Origin of the sequence: Roseomonas sp. CCTCC AB2023176, from assembly GCF_042259275.1 — a bacterium.
In the GTDB taxonomy this organism is placed as follows: domain Bacteria; phylum Pseudomonadota; class Alphaproteobacteria; order Acetobacterales; family Acetobacteraceae; genus Roseomonas.
In genome coordinates this window covers 1,563,974-1,589,717 of record NZ_CP170086.1, presented here as the reverse complement: position 1 = coordinate 1,589,717, position 25,744 = coordinate 1,563,974, and the positions used below count along the sequence as shown (strand labels likewise).

General features: G+C 72.5%; 24 protein-coding genes and 2 pseudogenes. 11 read left to right on the top strand and 15 right to left on the bottom strand.

The features are described 5' to 3' along the window. Positions 1 to 6 precede the first annotated feature (6 nt). The 7 genes and pseudogenes from ACE7GA_RS07955 to ACE7GA_RS07925 form a co-directional block, all read right to left on the bottom strand. Positions 7 to 450: a hypothetical protein gene (locus ACE7GA_RS07955; RefSeq protein WP_376098078.1), complete on the bottom strand. Its 444-nt coding sequence runs from the start codon at positions 448 to 450 to the stop codon at positions 7 to 9. A gap of 194 nt (positions 451 to 644) precedes the next feature. Then, a pseudogene (locus ACE7GA_RS07950) lies at positions 645 to 2,275 on the bottom strand (ABC transporter ATP-binding protein); the annotation flags it as partial. Between the two features lie 684 nt (positions 2,276 to 2,959). Beyond that, positions 2,960 to 3,991 (bottom strand): ABC transporter permease, encoded by a 1,032-nt coding sequence (locus ACE7GA_RS07945; RefSeq protein WP_376098075.1) that lies wholly within the window; start codon positions 3,989 to 3,991, stop codon positions 2,960 to 2,962. A gap of 7 nt (positions 3,992 to 3,998) precedes the next feature. Further along, a complete protein-coding gene (locus ACE7GA_RS07940; RefSeq protein WP_376098072.1) occupies positions 3,999 to 5,132 on the bottom strand; it encodes a microcin C ABC transporter permease YejB in 1,134 nt (377 codons plus the stop codon). A gap of 6 nt (positions 5,133 to 5,138) precedes the next feature. After that, positions 5,139 to 6,998, bottom strand: coding sequence for an extracellular solute-binding protein (locus tag ACE7GA_RS07935; protein WP_376098069.1), 1,860 nt, complete (start codon positions 6,996 to 6,998; stop codon positions 5,139 to 5,141). A 26-nt stretch (positions 6,999 to 7,024) separates the two neighbouring features. Continuing rightward, positions 7,025 to 7,798 (bottom strand): inositol monophosphatase family protein, encoded by a 774-nt coding sequence (locus tag ACE7GA_RS07930; RefSeq protein ID WP_376098066.1) that lies wholly within the window; start codon positions 7,796 to 7,798, stop codon positions 7,025 to 7,027. A 25-nt stretch (positions 7,799 to 7,823) separates the two neighbouring features. Beyond that, complete coding sequence (locus tag ACE7GA_RS07925; protein ID WP_376098063.1) at positions 7,824 to 8,369, bottom strand: c-type cytochrome; 546 nt, start codon at positions 8,367 to 8,369, stop codon at positions 7,824 to 7,826. Between the two features lie 168 nt (positions 8,370 to 8,537). On the opposite strand from ACE7GA_RS07925, the gene ACE7GA_RS07920 reads away from it, so the two are divergent. Beyond that, complete coding sequence (locus tag ACE7GA_RS07920; protein WP_376098060.1) at positions 8,538 to 9,293, top strand: 3-deoxy-manno-octulosonate cytidylyltransferase; 756 nt, start codon at positions 8,538 to 8,540, stop codon at positions 9,291 to 9,293. Then, positions 9,290 to 10,143 (top strand): annotated as a pseudogene (locus tag ACE7GA_RS07915) (prephenate dehydratase). The gene ACE7GA_RS07920 and the pseudogene ACE7GA_RS07915 overlap by 4 nt, the downstream one beginning before the upstream one ends. A gap of 3 nt (positions 10,144 to 10,146) precedes the next feature. On the opposite strand, the gene ACE7GA_RS07910 reads toward ACE7GA_RS07915, so the two are convergent. Further along, positions 10,147 to 10,410: a hypothetical protein gene (locus ACE7GA_RS07910; protein ID WP_376098057.1), complete on the bottom strand. Its 264-nt coding sequence runs from the start codon at positions 10,408 to 10,410 to the stop codon at positions 10,147 to 10,149. A gap of 103 nt (positions 10,411 to 10,513) precedes the next feature. Between ACE7GA_RS07910 and ACE7GA_RS07905 the strand changes: the two genes are divergently transcribed. From ACE7GA_RS07905 to ACE7GA_RS07885, 5 genes are all read left to right on the top strand, one after another. Further along, a complete protein-coding gene (locus ACE7GA_RS07905; protein ID WP_376098055.1) occupies positions 10,514 to 11,107 on the top strand; it encodes a hypothetical protein in 594 nt (197 codons plus the stop codon). Between the two features lie 110 nt (positions 11,108 to 11,217). After that, positions 11,218 to 12,345, top strand: coding sequence for a TRAP transporter substrate-binding protein (locus ACE7GA_RS07900; RefSeq protein ID WP_376098052.1), 1,128 nt, complete (start codon positions 11,218 to 11,220; stop codon positions 12,343 to 12,345). 104 nt (positions 12,346 to 12,449) lie between these two features. Next, complete coding sequence (locus tag ACE7GA_RS07895) at positions 12,450 to 13,253, top strand: undecaprenyl-diphosphate phosphatase (RefSeq protein WP_376098049.1); 804 nt, start codon at positions 12,450 to 12,452, stop codon at positions 13,251 to 13,253. Positions 13,254 to 13,289: 36 nt separating this feature from the next. Next, positions 13,290 to 13,847: a hypothetical protein gene (locus ACE7GA_RS07890; protein WP_376098046.1), complete on the top strand. Its 558-nt coding sequence runs from the start codon at positions 13,290 to 13,292 to the stop codon at positions 13,845 to 13,847. 101 nt (positions 13,848 to 13,948) lie between these two features. Next, complete coding sequence (locus tag ACE7GA_RS07885; RefSeq protein WP_376098043.1) at positions 13,949 to 14,398, top strand: hypothetical protein; 450 nt, start codon at positions 13,949 to 13,951, stop codon at positions 14,396 to 14,398. A gap of 194 nt (positions 14,399 to 14,592) precedes the next feature. On the opposite strand, the gene gyrB is transcribed toward ACE7GA_RS07885, so the two are convergent. From gyrB to ACE7GA_RS07865, 4 genes are all read right to left on the bottom strand, one after another. Continuing rightward, positions 14,593 to 17,016, bottom strand: a complete 2,424-nt coding sequence (gene gyrB / locus ACE7GA_RS07880; protein ID WP_376098040.1) for a DNA topoisomerase (ATP-hydrolyzing) subunit B — start codon at positions 17,014 to 17,016, stop codon at positions 14,593 to 14,595. A gap of 160 nt (positions 17,017 to 17,176) precedes the next feature. Further along, positions 17,177 to 18,112: a hypothetical protein gene (locus ACE7GA_RS07875; RefSeq protein WP_376098037.1), complete on the bottom strand. Its 936-nt coding sequence runs from the start codon at positions 18,110 to 18,112 to the stop codon at positions 17,177 to 17,179. 48 nt (positions 18,113 to 18,160) lie between these two features. Continuing rightward, entirely contained in the window at positions 18,161 to 19,327 is a 1,167-nt protein-coding gene (locus tag ACE7GA_RS07870; RefSeq protein WP_376098034.1) for an FAD-dependent oxidoreductase, read from the bottom strand. A gap of 303 nt (positions 19,328 to 19,630) precedes the next feature. After that, entirely contained in the window at positions 19,631 to 20,074 is a 444-nt protein-coding gene (locus tag ACE7GA_RS07865) for a TVP38/TMEM64 family protein (protein ID WP_376100159.1), read from the bottom strand. 495 nt (positions 20,075 to 20,569) lie between these two features. On the opposite strand from ACE7GA_RS07865, the gene ACE7GA_RS07860 reads away from it, so the two are divergent. Then, positions 20,570 to 20,998 (top strand): hypothetical protein, encoded by a 429-nt coding sequence (locus tag ACE7GA_RS07860; RefSeq protein WP_376098031.1) that lies wholly within the window; start codon positions 20,570 to 20,572, stop codon positions 20,996 to 20,998. 131 nt (positions 20,999 to 21,129) lie between these two features. Here the strand turns inward: ACE7GA_RS07860 and ACE7GA_RS07855 are convergent, their stop codons facing one another. Beyond that, positions 21,130 to 22,170, bottom strand: a complete 1,041-nt coding sequence (locus tag ACE7GA_RS07855) for an NAD(P)/FAD-dependent oxidoreductase (RefSeq protein ID WP_376098028.1) — start codon at positions 22,168 to 22,170, stop codon at positions 21,130 to 21,132. On the opposite strand from ACE7GA_RS07855, the gene ACE7GA_RS07850 reads away from it, so the two are divergent. From ACE7GA_RS07850 to ACE7GA_RS07840, 3 genes are read left to right on the top strand one after another with little or no spacing between them, the layout of a single operon-like run. After that, entirely contained in the window at positions 22,132 to 22,962 is an 831-nt protein-coding gene (locus tag ACE7GA_RS07850; RefSeq protein WP_376098025.1) for a glycosyltransferase family 2 protein, read from the top strand. The two genes, ACE7GA_RS07855 and ACE7GA_RS07850, sit on opposite strands and share 39 nt — an antisense overlap. Next, positions 22,926 to 23,771, top strand: a complete 846-nt coding sequence (locus ACE7GA_RS07845; RefSeq protein ID WP_376098022.1) for a DUF2064 domain-containing protein — start codon at positions 22,926 to 22,928, stop codon at positions 23,769 to 23,771. Before ACE7GA_RS07850 ends, ACE7GA_RS07845 begins: the two co-directional genes overlap by 37 nt. Further along, positions 23,771 to 24,271 carry a hypothetical protein gene (locus ACE7GA_RS07840; RefSeq protein WP_376098019.1) on the top strand — a complete coding sequence of 167 codons (501 nt, stop codon included), beginning with the start codon at positions 23,771 to 23,773 and terminating at the stop codon, positions 24,269 to 24,271. Before ACE7GA_RS07845 ends, ACE7GA_RS07840 begins: the two co-directional genes overlap by 1 nt. Positions 24,272 to 24,285: 14 nt before the next feature. Here the strand turns inward: ACE7GA_RS07840 and ACE7GA_RS07835 are convergent, their stop codons facing one another. Then, on the bottom strand, positions 24,286 to 25,335 hold the full coding sequence (locus ACE7GA_RS07835) for an Ldh family oxidoreductase (protein WP_376098016.1): 1,050 nt from the start codon (positions 25,333 to 25,335) through the stop codon (positions 24,286 to 24,288). A gap of 100 nt (positions 25,336 to 25,435) precedes the next feature. Beyond that, positions 25,436 to 25,669 carry a hypothetical protein gene (locus ACE7GA_RS07830; protein WP_376098013.1) on the bottom strand — a complete coding sequence of 78 codons (234 nt, stop codon included), beginning with the start codon at positions 25,667 to 25,669 and terminating at the stop codon, positions 25,436 to 25,438. Positions 25,670 to 25,744 lie beyond the last annotated feature (75 nt).

Sequence of the window (25,744 nt, the reverse complement as noted above, 5' to 3'; positions counted from 1 at the left end):
CGCGCGTCAGGCCCCCGGCAGGTCGCGCACGAAGGCGCGCCAGTCGTGGCGGCGGGCCGCGGCGCGTTCGGTTCCGTCCGGCAGCTTCGCGTAGAGCGAGAGGACGCCCTTGGCCCAGAGCGCATCGAACATCCTGTCTTCGGACAGGGCGAGCGCGGCGCTGCGGTCGAAGACGTCGTCCTTGATGCGCGGCTGGATCTTCCACAGCCACCAGCCCGATCCGGCGATCAGCACGGCGAAGCCGGCCCAGGTGTGGATCCAGATGGTCGCGAGCGCGCTGAGAAGGAGCGTCGCGATGGGCACCGCGACGTTCGGCATCACGCGATAGACGGGCGAGCCCGGCGCATTCATCTGGCGGATGTTGACGCCCAGCTTCACTTGCTCCGCATCGAGCAGGGTGCGGAGGCGCTGGAGTTCGGGGCCGACGGCCGCAGGAGACGTGTCGCTCACGGTGCGCGGGGCGCCTCGGCGCGCCGAGCGGGCGTCAGGCTTGCGGGCGTCAGGCTGGCGGGTGGCAGGGTCGGGGCGCCGCCGGTCGGTGCGGCCTCCGTGACGTCGAGGGGTCGCGGCGCGAGGGGTTCCCCCGCCTCGACCGCGGCGGGCAGGCCGTCATCGGGGGGCGGCGTCGCGTCTGCGGTGCCGGTGGCGCGGAGGTTGAAGGCGGCTTCCATCAGGGCGCGCGTATAGGGCTGTTGCGGGTTGCCGACGACGGCTTCCGTCTCCCCGGCTTCGACGACCTTCCCGTCCTTCATCACCATGATCCGGTGCGACAGGGCGCGGACGACGCGGAGGTCATGGGAGATGAACAGGTAGGCCAGGCCGCGCCGGGCCTGGAGGTCCCGCAGGAGGTCCACGACCTGCGCCTGCACCGAGACGTCGAGCGCCGAGGTCGGCTCGTCCAGCACGACCAGATCGGGGGAGAGGACGAGGGCGCGGGCGATCGCGATGCGCTGGCGCTGGCCGCCGGAGAATTCGTGGGGGTAGCGGACCGCCGTCGCGGGATCGAGGTTCACCTCCCGCAGCGCCGCGGCGACACGGGCCTCACGGTCGGTACGGGACAGGTCGGGTTCGTGCACGGCCAGGCCCTCGCCCACGATCTCGCCGACCGACATGCGCGGGGAGAGGGAGCCGTAGGGGTCCTGGAAGACGATCTGCATGCGGCGGCGGAGCGGGCGGAGGTCCGACCGGGACAGGCCGTCGATGCGGCGCCCGTCGAGCGTCACGGCGCCGGCGCCACGTTCCAGTTGCAGCAGCGTCAGGCCGAGCGTGGTCTTGCCGCTGCCCGATCGCCGACGACGCCGAGCGTCTCGCCGCGGCGGAGGGCGAGGGAGACGCCGTCCACGGCCTTGACGTATCCGACGGTGCGGCGGAGCAGGCCGCGGCGGATGGGGAAGTGGACGCGCACATCTTCCGCACGCAGCAATGGGGGCGTCTCCGCCGCGAGCGGCGCCGCGCGGCCGTGGGGCTGCGTCTCGATCAGCAGGCGCGTGTAGGGGTGGGACGGGTTCGCGAAGACGGCGGCGACGGGGCCCTGCTCCACCGCCTCCCCGTCCTTCATCACGACGACGCGGTCGGCGTGGCGGCGGACGATGGCGAGGTCGTGCGTGATCAGCAGCATCGCCATCCGCATCTCGCGCTTCAGTCGGGCCAGCAGATCGAGCACCTGCGCCTGGATCGTGACGTCCAGCGCCGTGGTCGGCTCGTCCGCGATCAGCAGGCGCGGGTCGTTGGCCAGCGCGACGGCGATCATCACGCGCTGCCGCTGGCCGCCGGACAACTGGTGGGGGTAGGCGTCCAGCCGCTCCGCCGCGGCGCCGAGGCCGGCGCGGCGCAGCAGTTCCAGCACCCGCGCGCGCAGCGCCGGACCGCGCATCGGCTGGTGCAAGGTGATGGCTTCGGACACCTGCCGCCCCACGGTGTGCAGCGGGTTCAGGGACGTCATCGGCTCCTGGAACACCATGCCCGCGACGCCGCCGCGGAGGCGCTGCAACTCGGACTCCGGCGCGCGCAGCACGTCCACGCCATCGAGCGCGACCTGGCCCGCCGGGTTGGTGCCGCCGGGGCCGAGGAGACGAAGGCAGGACAGCGCGGTCACCGATTTGCCGGAGCCGGACTCGCCGACGAGGGCGACCGTCTCGCCCGGCATCACCTCGAACGAGATGCCGCGCACGACGGGGTTGCCGCGGAAGGCGACCGTCAGGTCCCGGACGGCGAGGAGCGGGGCGCCCCCTCCGCGCGGGACGGGGCGCCGGCGGCCGGCTGCGTCAGCGGCGATCTCCCCCAACCGGGGGGAAAAGCCGGGCGCGGGTGCGTGCGGTCCAGCCGGGCTCGCGCGGCTCCTGGGGCGTCGTCTCCCAGGCTGCAGCGGACCACCAGGGCGCCCCGGCGGAGGGCACGCGGACGCGGCGGTCATCCTCGTCCGGGAAGAGCGGCGCGGGGGGCTTGGTCCACCAGGGGCCGCCGGCATTCGTCCCCGCGGCGCGGCGGGGTGGGGCGGCGTGGACGCGCACGTGCTCGGTTCGGGCCTTTGCCCACCAGGGGGCGCCGGGGGCTTGGCGGGCGCCGTCCGGGCCGGGCGGATGCCCACCATCCGGGTGGGGCGGAGCGGGATCTGGCGGACTGGGAGCGGCGGCTCCGGCGGGATGGCGCGCCGTTCGCGCGCAGGGGACCACCAGGCGACGGGGCCGGTGGGGGGCGGGGTCCTCCTCGATGACCGGTTCCGGAGGGGGCGACGGCGATTTGGGGCGCAGCGTGCCGGGAAGGGTGCCGGTTTCCATCGCGACGCGCCGGCGCGCCTCGGCGGTCGCGGCGGACCACCAGGGCGCGTCGCCGGCGGCGAAGGCGCCGTCTGCGGCGCGGGTGCCCTCCGCCGGCGCGGCGCGCGGCGGCGCGTCGAGACTCGGCGGCGGGCCGAGGAAGAGGGAGTCGTTCAGGCCGGACGTGGGGGTTCTGGGATCGCTCATCGGGTTCCACCGGGGAGTTTACGCGGGTCGAAGGCGTCGCGGACGGCCTCGCCGATGAAGGCGAGCAGCGTGAGCGTGCCGCCCAGCACGACGAAGGCCGTGATTCCGAGCCAGGGGGCGCGGAGGTTGTTCTTGGCCTGCGCCACGAGCTCACCGAGGGAGGCGGAGCCGGGCGGCAGGCCGAAGCCAAGGAAGTCGAGCGAGGCCAGCACCGTCACCGAGCCCGCGAGGATGAAGGGCAGCATCGTGAGGGTCGCGACCATCGCGTTCGGCAGGATGTGGCGAGCCATCAGGCGCGCATCCGACACGCCCAGCGCCTTCGCGGCGCGGACGTAGTCGAAGTTGCGGCCGCGCAGGAACTCCGCGCGCACGACGCCCGTCAGCGTCATCCAGGAGAAGAGGAGGAGGAAGACCAGGAGGGAGGCGAAGGAGGGCTCGATGACGCTCGCGAGGATGATGAGCATCAGGAGCTGCGGCAGGCCCGACCAGATCTCGATGATCCGCTGGAAGGCCAGGTCCACCCAGCCGCCGTAATAGCCCTGCACCGCGCCGGCCATGACGCCGATGATGGAGGAGAGCGCCGTCAGCGTGAAGCCGAAGAGGACGGAGATGCGGAAGCCGTAGATCACCCGCGCCAGCACGTCCCGCGCCTGGTCGTCCGTGCCGAGCCAGTTGCGGCCATCGGGCGGGGAGGGCGCGGGGCGGCCGAGGTCGCGGACGACGGTGCGGTGGTGGAAGGGAATGGGAGGCCAGAGGGCCCAGCCGCGGTCCGCCACTTCCTTCGCGAGTTCCGGGTCGGTCCAGTCGGCGGTGGTGGGGAAGCCGCCTTCGATGATGTCGCTCTCCGCATAGTCGCGGGCGATGGGGAAGAACCAGTGCCCGTCCACGCGGGCGACGATCGGCCGGTCGTTCGCGACGACCTCGGCGAAGAGCGTGACGAGGAGGAGGATCGCGAAGACCCAGAGCGACAGGCGGCCCCGCCGATTGGCGCGGAAGTTTGCGATGCGGCGCTGGTTGAGCGGGCTCATGCCAGGGTCAACGGCGCGCCGAGAAGTCGATGCGCGGGTCCACGAGCGTATAGGTCACGTCGCTGACCAGCTGCATGACGAGGCCGATGAGCGTGAAGATGTAGAGGGTCGCGAACATCACGGGATAGTCCCGCCGTATCGCCGATTCGAAGCCGAGCAGGCCGAGCCCGTCGAGGGAAAAGACGATCTCCACCAGCAGCGCGCCGGTGAAGAGGATGCCGATGAAGGCGGCCGGGAAGCCGGCGATGATGATAAGCATCGCGTTGCGGAAGACGTGCCCGTAGAGCACGCGTGGCTCGTCCGCGCCCTTGGCCCGGGCGGTCAGGACGTATTGCTTGCTGATCTCGTCGAGGAAGGCGTTCTTCGTCAGCATCGTCAGGCCCGCGAAGCCGCCAACGACCAGTGCGATCGTCGGCAGGACCATGTGCCAGGCGTAGTCCAGCGCGCGCTGGAAGAAGGGCAGGTCGGAGGCGCCGGAGGACGTCAGGCCGCGCAGCGGGAAGACCTGGAAGAAGGACCCGCCGGCGAAGAGGACGACGAGCAGGATCGCGAAGAGGAAGCCGGGGACGGCGTAGCCCAGCAGCACGGCGCCGGAGGTCCAGGCATCGAAGCGCGTCCCGTCCCGCACCGCCTTGCGGATGCCGAGGGGGATGGAGACGAGATAGATGATGAGCGTGGACCAGAGCCCGAGCGAGATGGAGACCGGCATCTTTTCGAGGATCAGGTCCACCACGGGGCGGTCGCGGAAGAGCGAGCGGCCGAAATCGAAGCGCAGGTAGCCGCTGATCATCTCCATGAAGCGCACATGCGCCGGCTTGTCGAAACCGAAGGTGCGCTCGATCTCCGCGACGATCGCGGGGTCCAGGCCGCGGGCGCCGCGGTAGGTGGAGCGGGGGCCGTCGCCGCTCCCGCCGCCTCCCGAGCCGAGGCTGCCGGACTCGCGCGTCTGGACGGGCCGGGTCTCCCCTCCGCCCTCGCCCGTCAGCCGACCCAGCGCGGTGTTCCCGTCGCCGCGCAGTTCCTGGAGCATCTGCTCGACCGGGCCGCCCGGGGCGAGCTGCGTCACGGCGAAGTTGATCAGGATGATGCCGAACAGCGTCGGCACCAGCAGCAACAGGCGTCGGAGGATATAGGCGGCCAAGGGTGTCTAGCTGCGGCGCGCTTCGGCCAGCGCCCGCTCGCGCGCCGCGTCCACCCACCAGGAATCGAGGCCGAGGCCGCGGCGCGGGTTGCGCTCGGGCCGCCCGAACTTGTCCCACCAGGCGATGCGGAAGGTGCGGGAATGCCACTGCGGGATGGCGTGGTGGCCCCAGAGAAGCACGCGGTCCAGCGCGCGCGTGCGGACACGAAGTTCCTCCAGGTTCGGCGCGGCGATCAGCAGGTCAACCAGCGCATCCACCACGGGGTCCTTGATGCCGATGGTGTTGCGAGACCCGTTCTCGTCGGCCTTGGCCGAGGTCCAGAAGTCGCGCTGCTCGTTGCCCGGGGATTCCGACTGGCCGAAGACCTCGACCGTCATGTCGTAGTCGAAGGCGTCCATGCGGACCTGGTACTGCGGCGGATCGACGGTGCGGACGCGCGCCTCGATGCCCAGGCGCTGAAGGTTCTGGATGTAGGGCAGCGCGATCCGCTCGAAGGTCGCGCCGTTCAGCAGGATCTCGAAGTCGAAGCGCTGGCCCGCCGCGTTCGTCAGGCGGCGGTCGCGGATGGTCCAGCCCGCGGCGCGCAGCAGGTCCAGTGCACGGCGCGCCTGGTCGCGGATGTTCCCAGTGCCGTCGGTGACGGGGACCTTGAACTCCTGCGTGAAGACCTCGGGCGGCAGGCGGTCGCGGAAAGGCTGGAGGATTTCGAGTTCCCGCCCCTGCGGCAGGCCGGAGGAGGCGAATTCTGAATTGGAGAAGTAGGACGTCGTGCGCGTGTACGCCTCGTAGAAGAGGTTCTTGTTCATCCACTCGAAGTCGAAGACGAGGCCCAGCGCCTCGCGCACGCGCCGATCCTGGAACAGGGGGCGCCGCTCGTTCATGATGAAGCCCTGCAGGCCGGTCGGCAGCTCGTGCCGGATCTCGTCGCGCTTCACCAGGCCGCGGCGCACCGCGGGGAAGTCGTAGCCGGTGGCCCATTCCCGCGCGACGTTCTCGGTCCGGAAGTCGTAGGCGCCGGCCTTGAAGGCCTCCAGCGCGACGGTCGCGTCGCGGTAGTAGTCGTAGCGCAGCACGTCCCAGTTCGACGTGCCCTTCATCGTGTTGAGGTCCCGCGCCCAGTAGTCGGGCACGCGGCGGTAGGTGACGGAACGCCCGGCCTCGAAGCGGTCCACCTTGTAGGCACCGGAGCCGAGCGGGGCCTCGAGCAACGGGCGGGAGAAGTCGCGCCCCTCCCACCAATGCTTCGGCAGGACGAGGATCTGGCCGAGGATCGTGGTGAGTTCCCGGTTCTCCGCGTCCTTCACGCGGAAGGTCACGCGGCGGGGGTCCTCTGCGACCACCTCCGTCACGTCGCCCCAATAGGCGCGGTAGAACGGGCGGCCGGAGGTGCGGAGGATGTTGAAGGTCCAGACCACGTCCTCCGCCGTGATCGGGCGGCCGTCGTGCCAGCGGGCGATGTCGCGCAGCACGAAGGTGACGGAGCGCCCATCGGCCGGCAGCTCGACGTATTCCGCGACGTGGGCGTATTCGCCGCTCGGCTCGTCCGGATTGACGCGGAGGAGGGGGTCGTAGAGCGATCCCGCGCCGTTGGCCGGCGTGCCCCGCAGGATGAAGGGGTTGAAGCTGTCGTAGGAACCGAGGGCGTGGAGGGTGATCTCCCCGCCCTTCGGCGCGTCCGGGTTCACCCAGGGGAAGTGCGGGAAGCCCTCGGGCAGGGCAGGTTCGCCAAGGAGCGAGAGGGCGTGGGCCCGTCGCGGGGCCGCCGATGCCTGTCCAGCGGTCCCTTGGGCCAAGGCCCCGGAAGCCGGGAGGGTGGCGGCGAGGCCGGCGGCGAACCCGGCAGACAGCACGTCACGGCGGCGCATGGGCGTAGAGGATGGGGGTTCGGCGGTTACGCGCCAAGCAGGCGCGTGGCGGCCGGCAGCAGGGCGGGGTCGCCCACGGCCAGGACGTCGCCCGCCGAGTCCAGGGTGAGCGCCCGCCCGCGGTGATCCGTCACCCGGCCGCCCGCGCCTTCGACCACGGGCACCAGGGCCGCCCAGTCCCAGGGCTTCATCGTCGCATCCACCACTACGTCGATCAGCCCGAGGGCGAGCAGGCCGTAGATGTAGCAATCGCCGCCCCAGGTCACCCGCCGGGCCGCGCGGCGGAGCGCGAGGAAGCCGGCATCGGCGCCGTCCGGGAAGATGTCGGGGGCGGTGCTGGCCAGTTCGGCGCCGCCGATGTCCGGGCAAGGGCGGCAGCCCACCGTCCCACCGAAGGGGCCGCGGAAGGTCGTGCGGCGACCCTCGACGCCGATCCATCGCTCCCCCGTCGCGGGCTGGTCGATGATGCCGAGGACCGGGCGGCCGCGGTGCAGCAGGCCGATGAGGGTTCCGAACAGCGGCCGCCCCGTGACGAAGGCCCGGGTCCCGTCGATGGGGTCGAGGACCCAGACCCATTCGGCGTCGGCCTGATGGCTGCCGTACTCCTCCCCGATCACGCCGTGTGTCGGGTGGGCCTTCGCGAGGTGGTCGCGGATCGCGCGTTCTGCCGCGCGGTCGGCCTCCGTCACGGGGGAGGCATCGCCCTTCGATTCGACCAGCAGGGCGGAGCGGAACAGGGGACGGATGGCGGCGCCGGCGAGGTCGGCGGCCGCCTCCGCGGTCCGGATCAGGTCGTCCAAGGCGGGCGGCCCGATCGCGGGGGCATCAGGGCAGCGGCTTCGGGTTCGCGTCGAGGCTGCGGAGGTAGACGATGACGTTCGCGCGCTGCTGCGCGGAGTTCAGCCCGGCGAAGGCCATGCGGGTCCCGACGATCGCGCGGGCCGGGCCGGCGAGGAAGGCGTTCAGCGCCTCGTAGTCCCAGGGCTTGTCCTTCAGGCTCGCCATCGCGGCGGAGTAGTTGAAGTCGCTACGGTGGGCGTGCGGCCCGCCGAGCACGCCGTAGAGGTTCGGGCCCACGGCGTTGCGGCCGCCTTCGTTGAAAGAATGGCAGGCCGCGCACTGGCGCTGGGCGATCGTCCGGCCTTCATCGGCGCTGGCGCTTGCCAGCAGCGGCGCGATCGGTTCGACCGCCGGGGCGGCCGCTGCCGCGGGCGCCGCGGCCGGGGCCGCGCCGGGGATCTCCGGCACCTGGATTGCCGGCTGCGCGATGCGGTGGGGTTGGACGATCAGCCCGCCGACCACGCCCGAGACCATGAAGGCGATGCCGGCCGTCAGTACCGCCGCGAAGGCCTTGTTCGCTTCGAGCGCCATTGTCCTGTCTAGGTCCTGTCCGATCCGTCGTACCGCCGCGGCACCGGCGCGGGATCACCCCGCGCGCGTTTGCGCACCCCGGCCGCCTCGACTAGAAGCCCGCGGCCCTCATTAGTGTCGGAAGGTTCCGGCGACAACCCGTGGCCCGCCCCTGTTGATCCGCTCGCCGTGAACCCGATCGTCATCATTCCCGCGCGCCTCGCCGCGACGCGGCTGCCCGGCAAGCCGCTTGCCGAGATCGCGGGCCGGCCGATGATCCTGCACGTGCTGGAGCGGGCGCGCGAGGCGGGGATCGGGCCCGTCGCAGTGGCCGCGGGCGACGCGGAGATCGTCGCGGCGGTCGAGGCTGCCGGCGGCACCGCCGTGCACGTCCCGGACGACGTGCCGAGCGGGACGGACCGGGTGGAGCGGGCGGCGCGCATCCTGGACCCCGGGCGGCGGCACGACGTGGTCGTGAACCTGCAGGGCGACTTCCCGACGCTCGACCCCGCTGCGCTGCAGGCGGTGCTGGAGCCGCTGGCCGACCCCGCGACGGACATCGGCACCCTCGTCTGCCCCATCGCGGACGAGGCCGAACTCCGCACGGACAGCTTCGTGAAATGCGCCTGCGCCTTCCGGGACGTCGAGGGGGGCGCGGCACGGGTAGCGCCGGCGCTCTACTTCTCCCGCGCGCCCGTGCCGTCGGGTGAAGGGCCGCACTGGCATCACATCGGCATCTACGCCTTCCGCCGCGGCGCGATCGAGCGCTTCGTCGCCCTGCCGGCGAGCGCGCTGGAGCAGCGCGAGCGGCTGGAACAGTTGCGCGCGCTGGAAGCGGGGATGCGCATCGGCGCGGCCCGCGTGGCGCATGGCCCCTTCGGCGTGGACACGCCGGAGGACCTGGAGCGCGCGCGTCGGATCATCGCGGAAGGGGTTTCGGCTTGAGCCAGGTCATCGCGTTCCAGGGCCTTCCAGGCGCCTATTCGGACCTTGCCTGTCGCGACGCCTATCCGGGCTGGACCACGCTGCCCTGCCCGTCCTTCGAGGCGGCGATGGCCGCCGTGCGGGACGGGCGCGCGGACCTGGCCATGCTGCCCTGCGAGAACTCGCTCGCGGGACGCGTGCCGGACATCCACCGGCTGCTGCCGGAATCAGGCCTGCACGTGGTGGGCGAGCATTTCGAGCGGGTGGAGCACTGCCTGCTCGCGCCGGGGGCGCGACCATGCAGACCGTCAGGCGCGCGCATTCGCACCCCGTGGCGCTGGGACAGGTGCTGAACCTGCTGCGCGACACGGGCATGCAGCCGGTGATCGAGGCCGATACCGCCGGCGCCGCCGCGCTGGTCGCTGAGCGCGGCGGGGTGGAGGACGCGGCGATCGCGTCGTCCCTCGCGGCGGAGATCTACGGTCTGCGGATCCTTCGCCGGAACGTGGAGGACGCGGCGCACAATACGACGCGGTTCTACGTCATGTCGCGCGAGCCGGTCGTGCCGCCGGTGGACCATCCGGACCCCGTGACGACCTTCGTCTTCCGCGTGCGGTCGGTGCCGGCCTCGCTCTACAAGGCGCTCGGCGGTTTCGCGACGAACGGCGTGAACATGACGAAGCTCGAATCCTACATGCTCGACGGGCGTTTCACGGCGGTGCAGTTCCTCTGCGACGTGGACGGGCATCCGGAGCAGCCGGGCCTGCGTCGGGCCTTCGAGGAGCTGCGGTTCTTCTCGCGGGAGGTGCACGTGCTGGGGTGCTATCCGGCGCATCCGTATCGGCTGGGGCAGGCGGGGGATGCGGATTGAGCCTCACGAGGCGCCGGGGCAGCTCCGCTGGCGCATGAGGTCCCGCAGGCGTTCGTTGCGGCGCTCCAGCGCCTCCGTCTCGGTCCGCTGCGTCGTGCCTGTGTCGATGAAGGTCGCGGCAGCCAGCGGTCCCATGAGAAGCAACCCGACGTTGTCTCGGGCCCGGCGCTCGACCTCCCCCCGCAATTCCCCAAAGCGGGCATTGTTCGACGCAAACTCGCCGGCAAGGTGATCGCAACTGAGCCGGTCATCGAGTGGCGATGACACCGCGACGGGCTCCGGTTGTCGCGCTCCGCACGCCGACACGAGCAGGGACAGGGCTAGCGCGAATGACATTCTGGTCATAAAGGGCAAGATAATTCACGAACCCGTGTGGAACCAGACCTCGATGGCCTCGATCTGCCGCCTGCCAGCTCTTGCGCTGCTTGTCATGCTGGCCGCTTGCGCCAGCGGCGCCACCCCGGGCGCTATGACGCCTCCGATCTCGGAAGCGACCCTGATTTCCCAGAACTCCGCTCTGCGCAGCGCCGTGGACGTCGGGCGTGTCACGGGAGGGAGCGAGACCAACCCACTCCTGGCATCCTCCGTTTCGGATGCCGATTTCGCTACGGCTTTGCGCCAGAGCCTTCGGACCCACGCCATGCTCGCCTTGGGCGGCGAGCGCTTTCGTCTTGAGGCGACGCTCCTCGAGCTTCGTCGCCCGTTCGGCGGCTTCGACCTCGAGGTGACGGCGGGCGTCTCGTACCGCCTCATCCGCGTCGCCGATGGTCAGGAGGTTTTCACGCGGGAAATCCGGAACGCCTACACCGCCCCGTTTAGTTCCTCCTTCCTGGCCGTTGAGCGCCTCCGCCTCGCGAACGAAGGCGCTGTCCGCGAGAACATCCGACAGCTGTTGTCGGCGCTGGTGACGGAGGAACGGGTTAACCCCGGCGCGTTCAGTCCGGGCGGTCGTCCGGGCGTCTGAACGGCCCTCCCGATCGGGGGAGGACGGGCGTTGCTGCCTTCCCCCCTCTTCCGCCTTGCCCTATCACCGCCGGCAATCGAAACGCCCAGGGAAAGGAACGTCCCCCTTCCATGACCAATCGTGTCAATCGCCGCGGCCTGCTGGCCGCTGCGCCGGCTGCCGCCGTGCCCGCCCTCCTCACGACCCAGGCCCTCGCCCAGGCCCCCGCCGCGCCGGCCATCGTCACGGCGCCGGAGGTCCGCTGGCGCCTCACCTCCTCCTTCCCGCGCTCGACCGACATCCTCTTCGGCACGCCGGAGACCATCGCGCGCCGGGTCGGGGAACTGACCGACGGCAAGTTCCGCATCCAGTGCTTCCCGGGCGGCGAGATCGCGCCGCCGCTGGCCGCGCTCGACGCCGTGCAGAGCGGTTCCATCGAGTGCGCCCATACCGCTGCTTACTACTACATCGGTAAGGACCCCTCGCTGGCGTTCTTCACCGCAATGCCCTTCGGGCTGAACACGCGGCAGAACACCGCCTGGCTGCGCTTCGGCGGCGGCCAGGACATCATGAACGAGATGATGCGCGAGTATAACGCGATCGCCTTCCCGGCCGGCGACACCGGCGCGCAGATGGGCGGCTGGTTCCGGCGGGAAATCCGCTCGCTCGACGAGATCCGCGGCCTGAAGTTCCGCATCACCGGCCTCGCGGGCCAGGTGTTCCAGAAGATGGGCGCGACGCCTTCGGTCGTGCCGGCGGCGGACATCTATCCCTCGCTGGAGCGCGGGACGATCGATGCGGCCGAGTTCGTCGGCCCGCATGACGACGAACGCCTGGGCCTGTCCCGCGTGGCGCCGAACTACTACGCCCCGGGCTTCTGGGAGCCGGGCGCGCGGCTGCACTTCATCGCGAACCAGCGTGCCTGGGACGCGCTTCCGAACACCTACAAGGCCGCGATCCAGGTCGCGTGCGGCGAGGCCGATGCCGAGATGGTCGCGCGCTACGACGTCGCGAACCCGCAGGCGCTGCGCCGCCTGATCGCGGCGGGCACGCAGCTTCGCTTCTGGCCGCGGCCCATCCTGGAAGCCGCCTGGCGCGCGACGAACGAGGTGTACGAGGAAATCGGCGCCCGCAACGAGCGCTTCAAGCGGATCTGGGAAGGCTACCGGCGCTTCCGCGACGAGGTCTACACGTGGCACCGCGTTTCCGAGAACTCCTTCGACAACTTCGCCTTCACCGCGAGCCAGACGGTTCGTTGAGGCGTCGTCCGCTGACAGCCGGCGCATCGCGTGCTTGAAGGGGGCGGGGGCCCCCTTTCATAACCATGGGCGGTCCCCGCCCTTTTCGTTTCCGGGACCGCTCCATGGACCTCTCCGCGCTGTTCGCCGCCCTTCTCATGGGCGTGGTGGAGGGGCTGACCGAGTTCCTGCCAATCTCCTCCACCGGCCACCTGATCCTGCTGGGGGAGGTCATCGGCTTCCAGGGCCCGCCCGGGCGGGTGTTCGAGATCTCCATCCAGCTCGGCGCCATCCTCGCGGTCGTCGTGGTCTTCTGGCGCGACCTGATCCGGATCCTGCTGGGCATGTGGAAGCCGCGAACGCCGGAGCGCTACGTGGCGGAGGGCGTCGTCCTGGCCTTCCTGCCCGCCGCGGTGATCGGGGCGACCCTGCACGGGACGATCACACGGCTGCTCTTCTCCCCCCTCGTCGTCGCGGTCGCGCTGGTCATCGGGGGCCTCATCATCATCTGGATCGAGCGCCGGCATCGGGAGCCGACGATCCGCAGCGTCGCGGAGATCGGCCCGACCTCCGCCCTCATGATCGGCTTCGGGCAGGCGCTGGCGATGATCCCCGGCACGTCCCGGTCCGGCGCTACGATCATCGTCGCCCTCCTGATCGGGGTGGAGCGGCGGGCGGCGGCCGAGTTCTCCTTCCTGCTGGCGATCCCGACCATGCTGGCCGCAACCGCCTTCTCCCTGTTCAAGGCTCGAAACGAGATAGACGTTTCAGGATTTGGACAAATTCTGGTAGGCTTCGCCGCGGCCTTCGTGGTGGCGCTTCTGATCGTGCGTTGGCTGCTCTCGGCCATCTCCCGCATCGGCTTCACGCCCTTCGGGTGGTATCGTGTGGTCCTGGGCGGGGTGATCCTCGTCGCGCTCCTGGTGTGAGGCGCTGATGCAGATGTCGGATAGGGGATGGTGAGGATGCGGGTCTTGTCTGGCCTGTCCGTGGTGGCCGTGCTGGCGGGGCTGACCGGGCCGGCCGCGGCCCAGCTCTGGCCCAATGGCGGCGGGCCGAGCACCGACGTGCTGCGGAACTCGATCGACCAGTTCCAGCGGCTGGCGCCCCCGCCGATCGAGGCGGAGCGTGTCGCGACCCTGGCTCTTCCGCCGGTCGAATCGCGGGTGGATGTGGGCGTGCCCGTCCTGGCGCTTCCCGACACGGCGCCGGCGCGACCGGCCGTGCGGACCGAACGCCGCGCCGAGCGGCGGGCCACCCAGCGTCGGACGACACGGGTCGCCGAAGCGGCGCCGCGCCGGTCCGTGCGCGCGACCGATGACGGCCGGCTGGAGCGGGAACTCGAGACGCTGCAGCGCCGGGTGGACGACCTGCAACGGCAGCTCGACACGGAACGGGCCCGCCAGGCACCCGCACCGCAGCGCAGCAGCGGCCTGCCATCCTTCAACCCGATCTCGCCCGCCGCGGCGGCTACCCTGCCGCCGGTCGGCGTACCGCCGGCCCCGACCGCCACGCTGCGGTGAGCTGAGGATTTCCTGCGCCGCATCCCCTTGAAACGGGACGCGAAGGCAGGCGTGCTTCCTACCTGCGCCGCCATTCCGGCGGTGCGTGAAAAGGCGTTGTAATGACCGTCCGTTCCCTGTTCGCGCTACCGGCCCTGGCCCTGCTCGCCGCCTGCGCCTCCGACCCGCCGCCCCGTCCCACCCCGGTCGCCGCGGCGCCCCCGCCGATGCCGGCCCCCGCGCCTGCCCCGATGGTGACCGGCGCCGATGGCCGCTACGCCGGCGTGGCGCGCCTGGCCGCCGGCTCGCCGCGGTCCTGCCGCATCCGCGCGATGAACGTCTCCGCGAATGTCGCGGGTGACCAGGTGACGGTCATGAACGGGCGCAACACCATGACCGGCACCGCCGGGCCGGGCGGGACGGTGACGTTCTCCGACGGCTCCATGAGCAACGCCCGCATCGAGAACGGCATGATCATGGGCGAGGCGATGCGCGGCGAGTGCCGCTACAACGTCTCGCTGCGCAAGGTCACCACGCGCCAGCCGGTGCGCCGCGGCGGCCGGGCCATGTGACGGACCGGACGGCCGAGCCGTCCGGTGCGCCGGGGGACGCCTGAGGGCGTCCCCCGTTTCGTTTCAGGCGATCCCGGTCGCGTCGCGGTCCTCTCGGACGGGTACCGGCCCGCGCCTCCGCCGGGGCGGCCACCGGTGCGAGCGGGGCGGCCCCGGTCGCGGCGGTCATGCCTGGGCGGGACGGCGGGTGACCGTCACACGTCGAGGTTCGCGACCTTCAGCGCGTTGTCCACGATGAACTCGCGCCGCGGCTCCACCACGTCCCCCATCAGGGTTGAGAAGACGCGCCCCGCATCGTCCACATCCTCCACCGCCACGCGCAGCAGCGTGCGGGCTTGCGGGTCGAGCGTGGTCTTCCACAACTGCTCCGGGTTCATCTCGCCCAGGCCTTTGAAGCGCTGGATGGTCAGGCCCTTGCGGCCCTGCGCCAGCACGCGATCGAAAGCCGCAAGCGGGCCGCGGGCCTCGGCGCGGGTCGCGTCGAAGTGCAGCGTCGCGGATATCCCGAAATCGCGCATCAGGGTCTCGCGCCGCTCCTCGAGCCACCGTGCCTCGGCGGAGCGCAGCGCGACGGGGTCGAGGCGGTGGCTTTCCGTCACGCCGCGCACGACGCGGCGGACCATCAGGCCGTCATCGTCCAGCGTCACGACCCATCCACGCTCGGTCGGCGCGGCCATGGCGTTCAGGCGCTCGACGAGCACCGGCGCGGCCTCCGGGTGCGGCTCCGCACCGATCGCGCCGGCGACGGCCGCAGCCTCCACGATCTCGACCGGCACATGCGCGGCCAACCTCTGGATCCGCCGCGACGCCGCGCGCCAGGCATCGACCTCGGCAGCCAGCGCCTCCGCCGCGATCTCCCGCCCGTCGGCATAGGCCAGACGGGCGCCGGAGAGCGCCTTCTCCAACAGGTACTCTTCCAGCGCGCGGTCGTCCTTCAGGTACCGCTCCTCGTTCCCACGCTTGGCGCGGTAGAGCGGGGGCTGCGCGATGTAGAGATACCCCGCCTCGATCAGTTGAGGCATCTGCCGGAAGAAGAAGGTCAGCAGCAGGGTGCGGATGTGGGACCCATCCACGTCCGCGTCCGTCATGATCACCACGCGGTGGTAGCGCAGCTTGTCCAGCGAAAAGCCGCCCCGCGCCGGTTCCCCGTCGCCGATGCCCGTGCCGAGCGCGGTGATGAGCGTCCCAATCTCGGCGGAGGACAGCATCTTGTCCATCCGCGCCCGTTCCACGTTCAGAATCTTGCCCTTGAGCGGCAGGATCGCCTGGTTCGCGCGATTGCGGCCCTGCTTCGCGGAGCCGCCGGCGGAGTCGCCCTCAACCAGGAACAGCTCGGACTTCGTCGGGTCCTTCTCCTGGCAGTCCGCGAGCTTGCCCGGCAGCGTGGAGATATCGAGCGGGTTCTTCCGCCCGACCTTCTCCCGCGCCAGTTGCGCCGCGCGCCGCGCGGCCGCGGCCAGAACCACCTGCTCGATGACCAGCCGCGTCTCCTTCGGATGCGTCTCGAACCAATGGGTCAGCGCGTCGTACACGGCGGCCTGCACCACCGGCGTGACCTCCGAACTGACCAGCTTGTCCTTCGTCTGCGACGAGAACTTCGGATCGGGTACCTTGACCGAGAGGATGCAGGTCAGCCCCTCCCGCATGTCCTCGCCCGAGAGCTCCACCTTCTCCTTCTTCGCCATGTCCTCGGCGATCTTCGTCACGGCGCGCGTCAGCGCGGCGCGGAAGCCGGCCTGGTGCGTGCCGCCATCCTTCTGCGGGATGTTGTTCGTGAAGCACAGGGTCCGCTCGCGCGGCGAACGGTTCCACCACATCGCCATCTCCACGCGGATGCCGACGTCCGACTCCTTGCTGACGAGCGAGATCGGCGGCTTGAACAGCGGCTCCTCCGCCGCGTCCATCCACTCGACGAACGCGACCAGCCCGCCCTCGTAGCAGAAGGCCGTCTCCTTCACGTCGGCGTGGCGCTCGTCGCGCAGCACGATCTTCAGGCCGGAATTGAGGAAGGCCAGTTCCCGCAGGCGCTTCTCCAGCACCGCGAACTCGAACTCGACCTTCGTGAAGGTGCCGGAGGACGGCTTGAAGGTGACCTCGGTGCCGGTTGCGTGCCCGGACGGGCCGACGACGCGCAGCGGCTGCACCGTCTCCCCGTGCTCGAAGCGGATGAAGTGCTCTTGCCCCTCACGCCAGATGCGGACTTCCATCCATTCGGACAGCGCGTTCACCACGGCAGCGCCCACGCCGTGCAGGCCGCCCGAGACCTTGTAGGAGTTCTGGTTGAACTTGCCGCCCGCGTGCAGCCGCGTCAGCACGACCTCGGCCGCAGAGACGCCTTCCTCCGAATGGATGTCGGTCGGGATGCCGCGGCCATCGTCGGTCACGGTCACGCTGCCGTCGCCGTTCAGCACCAGGCGGCACATCGTGGCGAAGCCCGCCTGCGCCTCGTCCACCGCGTTGTCGATGATCTCGAAGGCCATGTGATGCAGGCCGGAGCCGTCATCGGTGTCGCCGATGTACATGCCCGGCCGCTTCCGCACGGCCTCCAGGCCACGCAGCACGGTGATGGAGGCGGAATCATAGGCTTCGGGCGGCGGGGTGCGGGCGGCTTCGGACATCAGGACCTTTCGGCCGCGCGCCGCGGTCGGCGCCCCGGGGGTGCGGACAACGGTGGCGCGGACAGCGGGGGCGCGAACTGGGACTCGTCCCGACGTACATAATGATTGCGCGCGCGCGAAACCACGGCCGGGTCACTGGAAACAGCGGCGGGACAGCGGTTTAAGGGGCGGTGAGCGGCTCCGGGAGGAGCGCGTAGCCCGGCGCGAGGGTGGCGCCCTCCGGCACCAGCCGGTCTGCCAGGACGGGAATCTCCGCCACCGGCCTCCCGTCCCCGTCCGACAGGCGCAACGCGAATCCGCCGATCGCTGCCGCGGGCCGGCCGCCGTTCAGCACCCAGATCTGCACGGGCCAGGAGGGTCGTCCGGACCCCGGCTCCTGCCCCGGCTGCACCCAGGCGAGCGTCCCACCATGCGCGAGGCCGAGGAAGGCCTCGTCGAAGGCCTCCTCCGTCACGCCCTCCAGCCGCAGCCGCAGGCGCTGCACGGGGCCGCCGTCGCCGCCGTAGGCCAGGATGCCGAGCGTGCCGGGCGCCGGCGGCTCGAGCCCGGCATCGAAGGCCGCCCAGCGGCGCAGCGCGGCGCGGGCATTGGGCGCCTCGAGGAAGGCCGAGGTCCCCGTCGGCACCGGCCCCGTCGCCCGGTAGAGAGGCGCCCCGGTGGGCAGGAACCGCAGGCGGAAGAGGTTCGGCGCGGCGCAGCAGCCGTACTGCACCGTGACGAAGTGCCGGTCGCCGAAGCGTGTGCCCTCGCTCCCCGGGTCCTCAAATGTGGCGAGGTGCCGGGGCTGCGGGCCCGAGAGGTCGTCCAGGGTCACGGAAACGCGGCCCTCCGTCCCCTCCGAGTCCGTCCGGACCGTCGTGTCGGTGACGACCGTCAGCAGGCGCGGGGAGGACCTCTCGCCGTCGAAGGCGCCGAAGGTTTCGTAGCGCAGGTTGCGCACAGTGAAGGCATAGGCATCCTCCCCCGCGCGCCGGACCTCGTAGCGCGACGGGGCGGAACCGGCATGCAGCGGCGGTTCCTCCGGCGTCTGCGCCAGGGCGGGCCAGGCCAACAAGGCCAGGACGGGCAGGGGCAGGACGGGGAAGACGATCCACATTCCCCGCACGATGTCGCGCGGGCCATCCCGCGGAAAGGTCGTTCCGGCTCAGCCCACCGGATCGGCCGACCACACCCCCGTCTTCGCCCCGACGAGGGTGAGGAGCGCCTGCCGCCGCACGAAGCCGATCCGTCCCACCGGCCCCGCGAAGACGTCGCGCAGGGCCCCGAGGCCGGGGAGGGCTGACTGGAAGACCGGCGTCAGCGCGCGGCTGGCCCGGCGGTAGTAGGCCGTCCGGCCCCGCCGCATCGCCCAATACGCGCGCAGCCGGTCCGGCACCGGCCCCTCGGCGCGGAGAGCGTCGCGCAGCGCCACCGCGTCCCGCAGTGCCTGCGTCGTTCCCTGCCCCAGTTGCGGCGAGGTCCCGTGCGCAGCGTCGCCGATCAGCAGGACGCGCTGGCCATGCGGCGGATCCGCCCAGACGTCGCGGTAGGTCGCGTGGTTCAGCGCCTCCCGCGGCAGGTCCGCCACCAGGGCTTCCGCCTCCGGCCAGGCGCGGGCGACCGCGGCGTGCCAATCGGCCAGCGGCGCCCGGTGCCAGGAGGCCATGCGGTCGTTCCGGACGCTCCAGTACAAGGCGCCGATGCAGCGGCCCTCGGCGACACCGGTCGGCGGGACTCCGAGCATCACCCCGGTCCCGACGCAGCGCTGCCCAAGGACGTGCCCGGGCCAGTCCGGCGGCAGCGCGACCGTCGTCCACAGGCAGCCCCAGGGATACAGGCGGGACTGTGCCGCCGCCCGCAGCGCCGTGTGCGTCCCCGCCGCGACGAGGAGGAGGTCGTAGGTCCTCTCCTCCCCGTTTTCCAGCCTCGCCACGGGTGCCTCCCCGTCCCGCACGTGGGCGACAGACCTTCCGGGCATCAGAACGGCCCCCGATCGTTCGGCCGCGCCCAGCACCGCGGACCAAATCGCGGCCCGGGCCAGGCCCAGCCCGTGCAGCCCGGGGGCGAGGAGGCCGTAATCCAGGTCGAGCAGCGTCCGGCCGCCGGGCGTCCGCGCCTCCAGCCGCGTGATGCGGGAGGCGACGGCGGCGACCCCTTCCAGCACGCCGAGCTCCGCCAGCACCCGCGCGCCTGGCGGCTGCAGGAGCAGCCCCGCGCCCATCGGGCTCGGCCGTTCCGCGCGCTCCAGCACCTCCACCGCATGCCCGTCGCGCGCGAGGAAGGCGGCGGTTGCCAGGCCCGCGATCCCCGCACCGACGATCCCGATCCGCACGCGCCGGTCCCCCCGTCCGCAGGCCGCTGACCGGCCGCGGTCTACGCGGCCCCGGCGCCGTTGGCCACGCGCCGCCACCCCGGTTCCGTGCGGGCCCCGCCGATGCTGCCCCGCGTGGGTCCCCACTCGACCCGATCCGCCTTGGGCGGGCGATTCCGGGCGGCTTCACCCCCTGGATGCTCCGCTACGATGCAGTGGCGCTGCCGCGGCCTGGGGCGGGGAATCCGGCTCGCGTCCAGGCCCTCGCGGCGGAACACCGCGTCCTGGGCCGCCGTCCTCACGGCCCCGGACGCGTGGCCTGCCTCACGCATCGCCCGCCAGGCTGCCGCGGCGCCCCTTCCAGTGCCGGTAGGCGACCGGCGCCAGGGCCAGCAGCGCCAGGCCGAGAAGCGGCAGCAGGACGGAAGGCTGAAGGATGACGGAGAGGTCGGGGCGGCGCCCATCCGCGAGGATCCCGCCGATCCCGGCGCCGACGGAGGCGAAGACGAAGGAGCCGGGGATGATGCCGATCGCCGTGGCGGCGGCGAAGGTGCGGAGGCGCATCCCCATCAGCGCGGGGGCCAGGTTCACGAGCCAGAAGGGCAGGAGCGGGAGGAGGCGGAGGGCGAGGAGGTAGGAGAAGCCGTCGCGCTGGAGACCCGGCCGGATCCGGGAGAGGAGGCGGCCGAAGCGGGCTTCCAGCCAGTCGGCGAGGGCGTAGCGCGCGGCGAGGAAGACGAGGACGGCTCCGGTGGTGGCGCCGAGGATGGCCGCGGTGCCGCCGAGGGCCGTGCCGAACAGCAGCCCCCGGCCATCGTCATGACGACCGCGCCGGGAAGGGAGAGTGCGACGGCCGCGGCGTAGGCAAGACCGTATGCGATGGGGGCGAGGGTCCCATGGGCCTCGATCCAGGCGCGGAGCTGGGTCTGGCGAGCGGCAAGGGATTCGAAGGTGAGTTCCCGGTGGAGGCCGAGGGCGTAGGCGGCCGCGAGGCCCGCGAGGATGAGCAGCAGCGGCCAGGCGCGCGCGAGCGCCGGACGGCGCTTCGCGGTGGCCGGGTCGGCCGTCGGGGTGGTCATGCCGCCATCCATAACCTGCATTACGCGCGGGGGCGGGGTGGGGATACGCGGGGGGCGGTCACGAGAAAGGATGTCGGTGTGTCAGGCGCGTGTCCGCCGTGCCGTCGGCGATGCGCGCGGGGGCTCGGCCGAGAACCGCGGCGGGGTGCCGGCGTTCGTCGTCCGCTTCGTCCCGGAAGGTCCCATGGCCGGTCTCCTGCCCAAGCTCCTGTCGCCGAGGGCGCACCGGCGCTTCGACACCTTCGTTCCGCCGGGGACCGCCCTGGCGGCGCTGCTGATGGCGCGGCGTGACCCGGTGGCGGCGACGCTCATCCTGATGGTCGGCGCCGTCGAGGGCACGGCGATGCTGACGACGGACTACCCGCCGCGGACGCTGCTAGGCTGGATGAGCCTGCGGCAGCACGTGCGGGTGGCGAACCTGCACGGCGGGCTGATCGCGGCGATGGGGCTGCTGGTGCCGGGGATACGCCCCTGGAACCGGGCGCTGATCCTCGGCATGGCGGCGCTGCCGTGGGTGCTGAACGCGATGACGCGGGTGCCGGAGGAGGAGGTGCGGGGCCGGGCGGTGCGCGACGATTCGGGACGGGTGAGGCGGCCGGTCGGGGCGCCCTGAACGTGGTTCTCGCTCGTCCGGTCGCCTCCCGGACGGTGTTGCGCCTGTTGCTGCGGGAGACGGGCGTTGCCCTCCCCGGGGGCCACCGGACCCACCCTCCCGGAAGGCGACTGGACGAGGGCGGCCCCCGCTCAGGCCGAGTGGCGCCGCAGGAAGGACAGATCCAGGCGATCCTTCAGGGCCAGCGCGGAGCGGCCATGCCAGTGCAGGGGACCGACGCCGGCGAAGCCCGTGCCGTCGCCGAGGTTCATGATCCAGAGGTAAGGTCGGCGCGGGCGGTAGCGGCGGGCCGGCGTGCCCTCGGCAACGGCGAGGAGGTTGTGGAGGAGGGTCGGGGCCTGCCGCACGGCGAAGACGCCGGCGCGGGGGAGGGGTTCGCCCTCGAAGGCGATGCAGTCACCGGCGCCGTGGACCCGCGGGTCAGCGGGGGAGCGGAGGTGGGCGTCCACGGTCAGGGCGCCGTCGGGCGAGAGGGGCAGGTCGAGGGCGCGCAGGACGGGCGGCGGACGGAGGCCCGTGGCGAGGACCAGGGCGTCGTAGGGCAGCGCGCCGGTGTCGATCTGCGCCGTGCCGTGGGCGGCGGCGATGAGGTGGCCCGGGCGGAAGGCGACCCCGCGGTCGGTGAGGAGGCGGGTGACGCGGCGGGCGATCCGGTCGGGCCATTGCCGCAGCGGCGGGCCGCCGAGGACCGTGACCTCGGCCCGCGCGCGGCGGCGGGTGGCGAGGCCGGCGACGCTGGCGGCGATCTCGCAGCCGGTGACGCCGCTGCCGGCGACGACGACGCGTGCGGGGGAGCCGCCGGCGAAGATCGCCTCGAGGTGCGGGCGGAGGGCGAGGAGCGAGGCGATGGGCTTGGCGGGGAAGATGCCCGGTCCCTCGAAGGGCGGGGCCTCGATTCGGCTGCCGAGGGCGAGGGAGAGGACGTCGTAGGGCTCGGTCGTGCCGTCGGTCAGATGCGTGCGGCGGGCGGGGCGGTCGAGGGCCATCAGCTCGGCCTGGACGAAGCGGACGCCGTGGCGGGCGCAGAGCGCGGCCACGTCCACCTGGTCCTCGGCGGGCGCGCGCTCCCCGTTCAGCACGCCGGTCGCGAGGCCGGAATACCAGAAGGGATTGGGCGCAACGCAGGTGACCGCGTGGCCGCGCGCGTGCAGGCGGGCGGCGTGGCGCAGCACGTGGAGGTGCGCGTGGCCCGCGCCGAGGAGGAGGATCGTCGCGATGGCCGGTGGCTTCCTGTGCGGCCCGTTCTACGCGGGGCGCCGCGGCCGGACTATGGTGCGGCGGTGCTCTCCGTCATCGTCCCCCTCGCCCCCGACGAGACCGAGGAGGGGCCGCTGCTGGAAGCGCTGCGCCACCTGCCGGCGGGGAGCGAGGTGATCGTCGTCCGGTCGGGCGGCGCGGCGCGGGCGCGGCCAGGCGCTTGGCCCGAGGGGATCGCCTTTCGGGAGGTGACATCGGGGCGGGGGCGGGCGCGGCAGATGAACCTCGGCGCGCGGGAGGCGCGCGGGGAGTGGCTGTGGTTCCTGCATGCCGATACGCGGCTGGACGCGCGGGCGATCGCTGCCCTGGGCGCGTTCACCGGGCGCGGGGAGCCGGCGCTCGGCTGGTTCGGGCTGCGGTTCCGGGATGGGCCGGCGCTGACGCGGGTGAATGCGGCGGGGGCGAACCTGCGCTCCGCCTGGCTCGGCATCCCGTTCGGGGACCAGGGCTTCGTGATCCGGGCGGCGGATTTCGCGCGGCTCGGCGGCTACGACGAGGCGGCGCCTTACGGGGAGGATCACCTGCTGGTCTGGGCGGCGCGCGGGGCGGGGCTGCCGCTGCGGCGGGTCGGCGCGACGCTCTCGACCTCCGCGCGGAAATACGCGCGGAAGGGGTGGGGACCGACGACCTGGCTGCACGTGCGGCTGACGGCGGTGCAGGCCTGGCGTGCGTGGCGCGCGATGCGGCGGGCGGGGCGCCGGGCGTGAGCGGCGCGACGGGCCGGACGGCGGGCGTCAAGGACGGCCGGGCCGGCATCGGCATCTTCGTGAAGACGCCGGGCCTGTCGCCGCTGAAGACGCGGCTGGCGGCGACGCTGGGGGCGGAGGCGACGCTGCGCTTCTACCGGCTGGCGGCGGCCTCCGTCCGGGCGGCGGCGCTGGCGGCGGGCGATGCGGTGGCGCCCTACTGGGCGGTCGCGGAGGCGGAGGCGCTGGCGCATCCCGAATGGGCGGGACTGCCCACCCTGCCGCAGGGCGAGGGCGGGCTCGGGGAGCGGATGGCCGCGATCTACGCCGCGCTGCTGGAACGGCACGGGCGGGCGATCCTGATCGGGGCCGATGCGCCGCAGGTGACGCCGGGATTGCTGCGCGACGCGGTCCGGGCGCTGGACGCGTCGCCCTACGTGATCGGGCCGGCGGAGGATGGCGGGTTCTGGCTCTTTGGCGGACGGGCCCCGGTGCCGGACGCGGTCTGGACGGGCGTCGCCTATTCCCGGGACGACACGGCCGCGCGGTTCCTGGCGGCGCTGGCGCCGCACGGGGGCGGCGGCGCGGGCCGCGACGCTCGCCGACGTGGACATGGCGGCGGAACTGGTGGCGCTCGGTGCGGTGCTGGAGGGGCCAGGCGAGTGGGTCGAGGAGCAGCGGGCGTTGCGGGACTGGCTGCGCGGGCTGAGGCGCGAGGCGTGAGGGTTCCTGCTTCCGACGGGGTGCGGGGGTCAGGCCGGGCGAACGGCCATGGCCGGCGCGCGCGTGGCCTCCGGCGGGGGCTGACCCGCCTCGGCGGCGCGACGTGATGGCGCGGCGACGGCAGCTCTACCTCGACCTCGACGGGGTGCTCGCGGATTTCGACCGCGGCGTGCGCGCGGTGACGGGACGGGATCCGGCGGGACTGCCGCTGAAGCGGATGTGGGCGGCGCTCGCGCAGGCGCCGGACTTCTTCAACACGCTGGAGACGATGGGGGATGCGGAGGCTCTGTGGCGCTTCTGCGCGCCGCACCGGCCGATGATCCTGACGGGCCTGCCGCTCGGCGACTGGGCGCCGGAGCAGAAGCGGCGCTGGGTCGCGCGCGTGCTCGGCGCCGAGACGCTGGTCATCACCTGCATGAGCCGCGACAAGCCGCGCTGGTCGGGGCCGGGGCACGTTCTGGTGGACGACCGCGCCTCGGCCCGCGCGGGGTGGGAGGCGGCGGGCGGGGATTTCGTGCACCACGTCACAGCGGCGCAATCGGTGGCGGCGTTGCGGGCGTTGGGGTTCGACGACGCTGGCGACAGCGAGACCGGCCCGTCGGGCTGACGCGCCGGCCCTGATCAGGCGGCCCAGGCGGGCAAGGGCACGTTCCAACGGCCGGCCTCGGCCGCAAGGTCCTCGATCGTCTTCGCCGGCAGGTGCAGGCCGTCGCGTCGGTGGCGTTCCTCGTTCCGGGCTTCGAGCTCGCCGGGGTAGAGGATGTCGTCCACGCCCTCGATGCGCGGCGTGGCCTTCAGTTCGGCGATCATCGCCTCCATCCGGCGCTCGAAGGCGTCGCGTGGGCCGAAGGCCGCGACGTCCAGCGCCATGACGAAGTGACCGGAGCGCGAGCGCTTCTCCGCCTGGTAGGGGCCGTTCACCTCGGTGAGCATGCCCGAACCTGACAGGCCCCCGGCCAGGACGTCCATCATCGCGGAGATGGCGTAGCCCTTGTGCCCGGCCATGGGGAGCAGCACGCCGGCGAGGGCGGCGACGGGGTCGTTGGTGCGGCGGCCTTCGGAGTCCAGCGCCCATTCCCCGGGGATCGGCAGGCCCTTCTGACGGGCGAGGAAGATCTTGCCCCGCGCGACGGCGGTGTTGGCGATGTCGAGCATCAGCGGCGCGTGGCGGCCGGCGGGCGCGGCGATGGACCAGGGATTGTTGCCGACGACCTTCTTCCGGCCGCCCCAGGGCGCCATGGCGGGGGAGCCGTTGGCGACGAGCATCCCGATGCAGCTCTGTTCCGCCGCCATGCGCGTGAAGTATCCGAGCGCGCCGTGGTGGTTCGATTCGCGGACGGAGACGACGCCGACGCCATGCTTCCGGGCACGCGCGACCGCCTCGTCCATCGCGCGCTTCGCGATGACCTGGCCCACGCCGTCATGACCGTGCAGGACGGCGATGGCGCCGGCATCCGCGACGAGTTCGGGCTGCGTGACCGGGCGCATGGTCCCGGCGCGGACGCGGTCGAGGTACCAGGGGGCGCGCATCACGCCGTGCGAGGAATGACCCCAGAGGTCGGCGCGGACGAGGCTGTCGGCGACGAGGGCGGCATCGGCCTCCGGCAGGCCGGCGGCGCGGTTGAGCGCGGCGACGAAGGCGGCGAGGGCCTCCGGGATGACGCTGGGCATGCGGTTGGGCCTCCTGCCGTGGCCCCGCCTCCTGCGTCCCTTCGCGCGGCGCGTCGAGGGGAGGAAGTCACTCCTCCGCTTTGGTTCTCAGCCTTGGTCCTCAGCCTCGGGCCGTCACCTCGGCCAGCAGTTCGCGAACGAGGAGCTCGGCCTCGACGTGGCCATGCGCCTCGGCGAAGAGGCGGAGGGCCTGGACCGAGCGGATGAGGTTCGCGGTTTCCCGCGGCGGCAGTCGCGCGTGCTGGCCCGCCGCGGCGGTTGGCCTGGGAAGCGGCAAGAGGGTCGGAGGGCCTGGCGCATGCGGGGCCGTCGCATTCTGCGGGGCGTCGCTCATCGAGATAGAATGGTCAGCCCAGGCGACGTTGCAAGACCGAATCGTACGGGCGCCTGGCCGAAGCCGGGCGGCGCG

Coding starts and splice junctions, on each gene's coding strand:
- ACE7GA_RS07875 (WP_376098037.1), bottom strand. CDS start 18,112: ATGTGGATCGTCTTCCCCGTCCTGCCCCTGCCCGTCCTGGCCTTGTTG.
- ACE7GA_RS07945 (WP_376098075.1), bottom strand. CDS start 3,991: ATGAGCCCGCTCAACCAGCGCCGCATCGCAAACTTCCGCGCCAATCGG.
- ACE7GA_RS07830 (WP_376098013.1), bottom strand. CDS start 25,669: ATGAGCGACGCCCCGCAGAATGCGACGGCCCCGCATGCGCCAGGCCCT.
- ACE7GA_RS07935 (WP_376098069.1), bottom strand. CDS start 6,998: ATGCGCCGCCGTGACGTGCTGTCTGCCGGGTTCGCCGCCGGCCTCGCC.
- ACE7GA_RS07840 (WP_376098019.1), top strand. CDS start 23,771: ATGGCGCGGCGACGGCAGCTCTACCTCGACCTCGACGGGGTGCTCGCG.
- ACE7GA_RS07925 (WP_376098063.1), bottom strand. CDS start 8,369: ATGGCGCTCGAAGCGAACAAGGCCTTCGCGGCGGTACTGACGGCCGGC.
- ACE7GA_RS07890 (WP_376098046.1), top strand. CDS start 13,290: ATGCGGGTCTTGTCTGGCCTGTCCGTGGTGGCCGTGCTGGCGGGGCTG.
- ACE7GA_RS07885 (WP_376098043.1), top strand. CDS start 13,949: ATGACCGTCCGTTCCCTGTTCGCGCTACCGGCCCTGGCCCTGCTCGCC.
- gyrB (WP_376098040.1), bottom strand. CDS start 17,016: ATGTCCGAAGCCGCCCGCACCCCGCCGCCCGAAGCCTATGATTCCGCC.
- ACE7GA_RS07895 (WP_376098049.1), top strand. CDS start 12,450: ATGGACCTCTCCGCGCTGTTCGCCGCCCTTCTCATGGGCGTGGTGGAG.
- ACE7GA_RS07860 (WP_376098031.1), top strand. CDS start 20,570: ATGGCCGGTCTCCTGCCCAAGCTCCTGTCGCCGAGGGCGCACCGGCGC.
- ACE7GA_RS07900 (WP_376098052.1), top strand. CDS start 11,218: ATGACCAATCGTGTCAATCGCCGCGGCCTGCTGGCCGCTGCGCCGGCT.
- ACE7GA_RS07835 (WP_376098016.1), bottom strand. CDS start 25,335: ATGCCCAGCGTCATCCCGGAGGCCCTCGCCGCCTTCGTCGCCGCGCTC.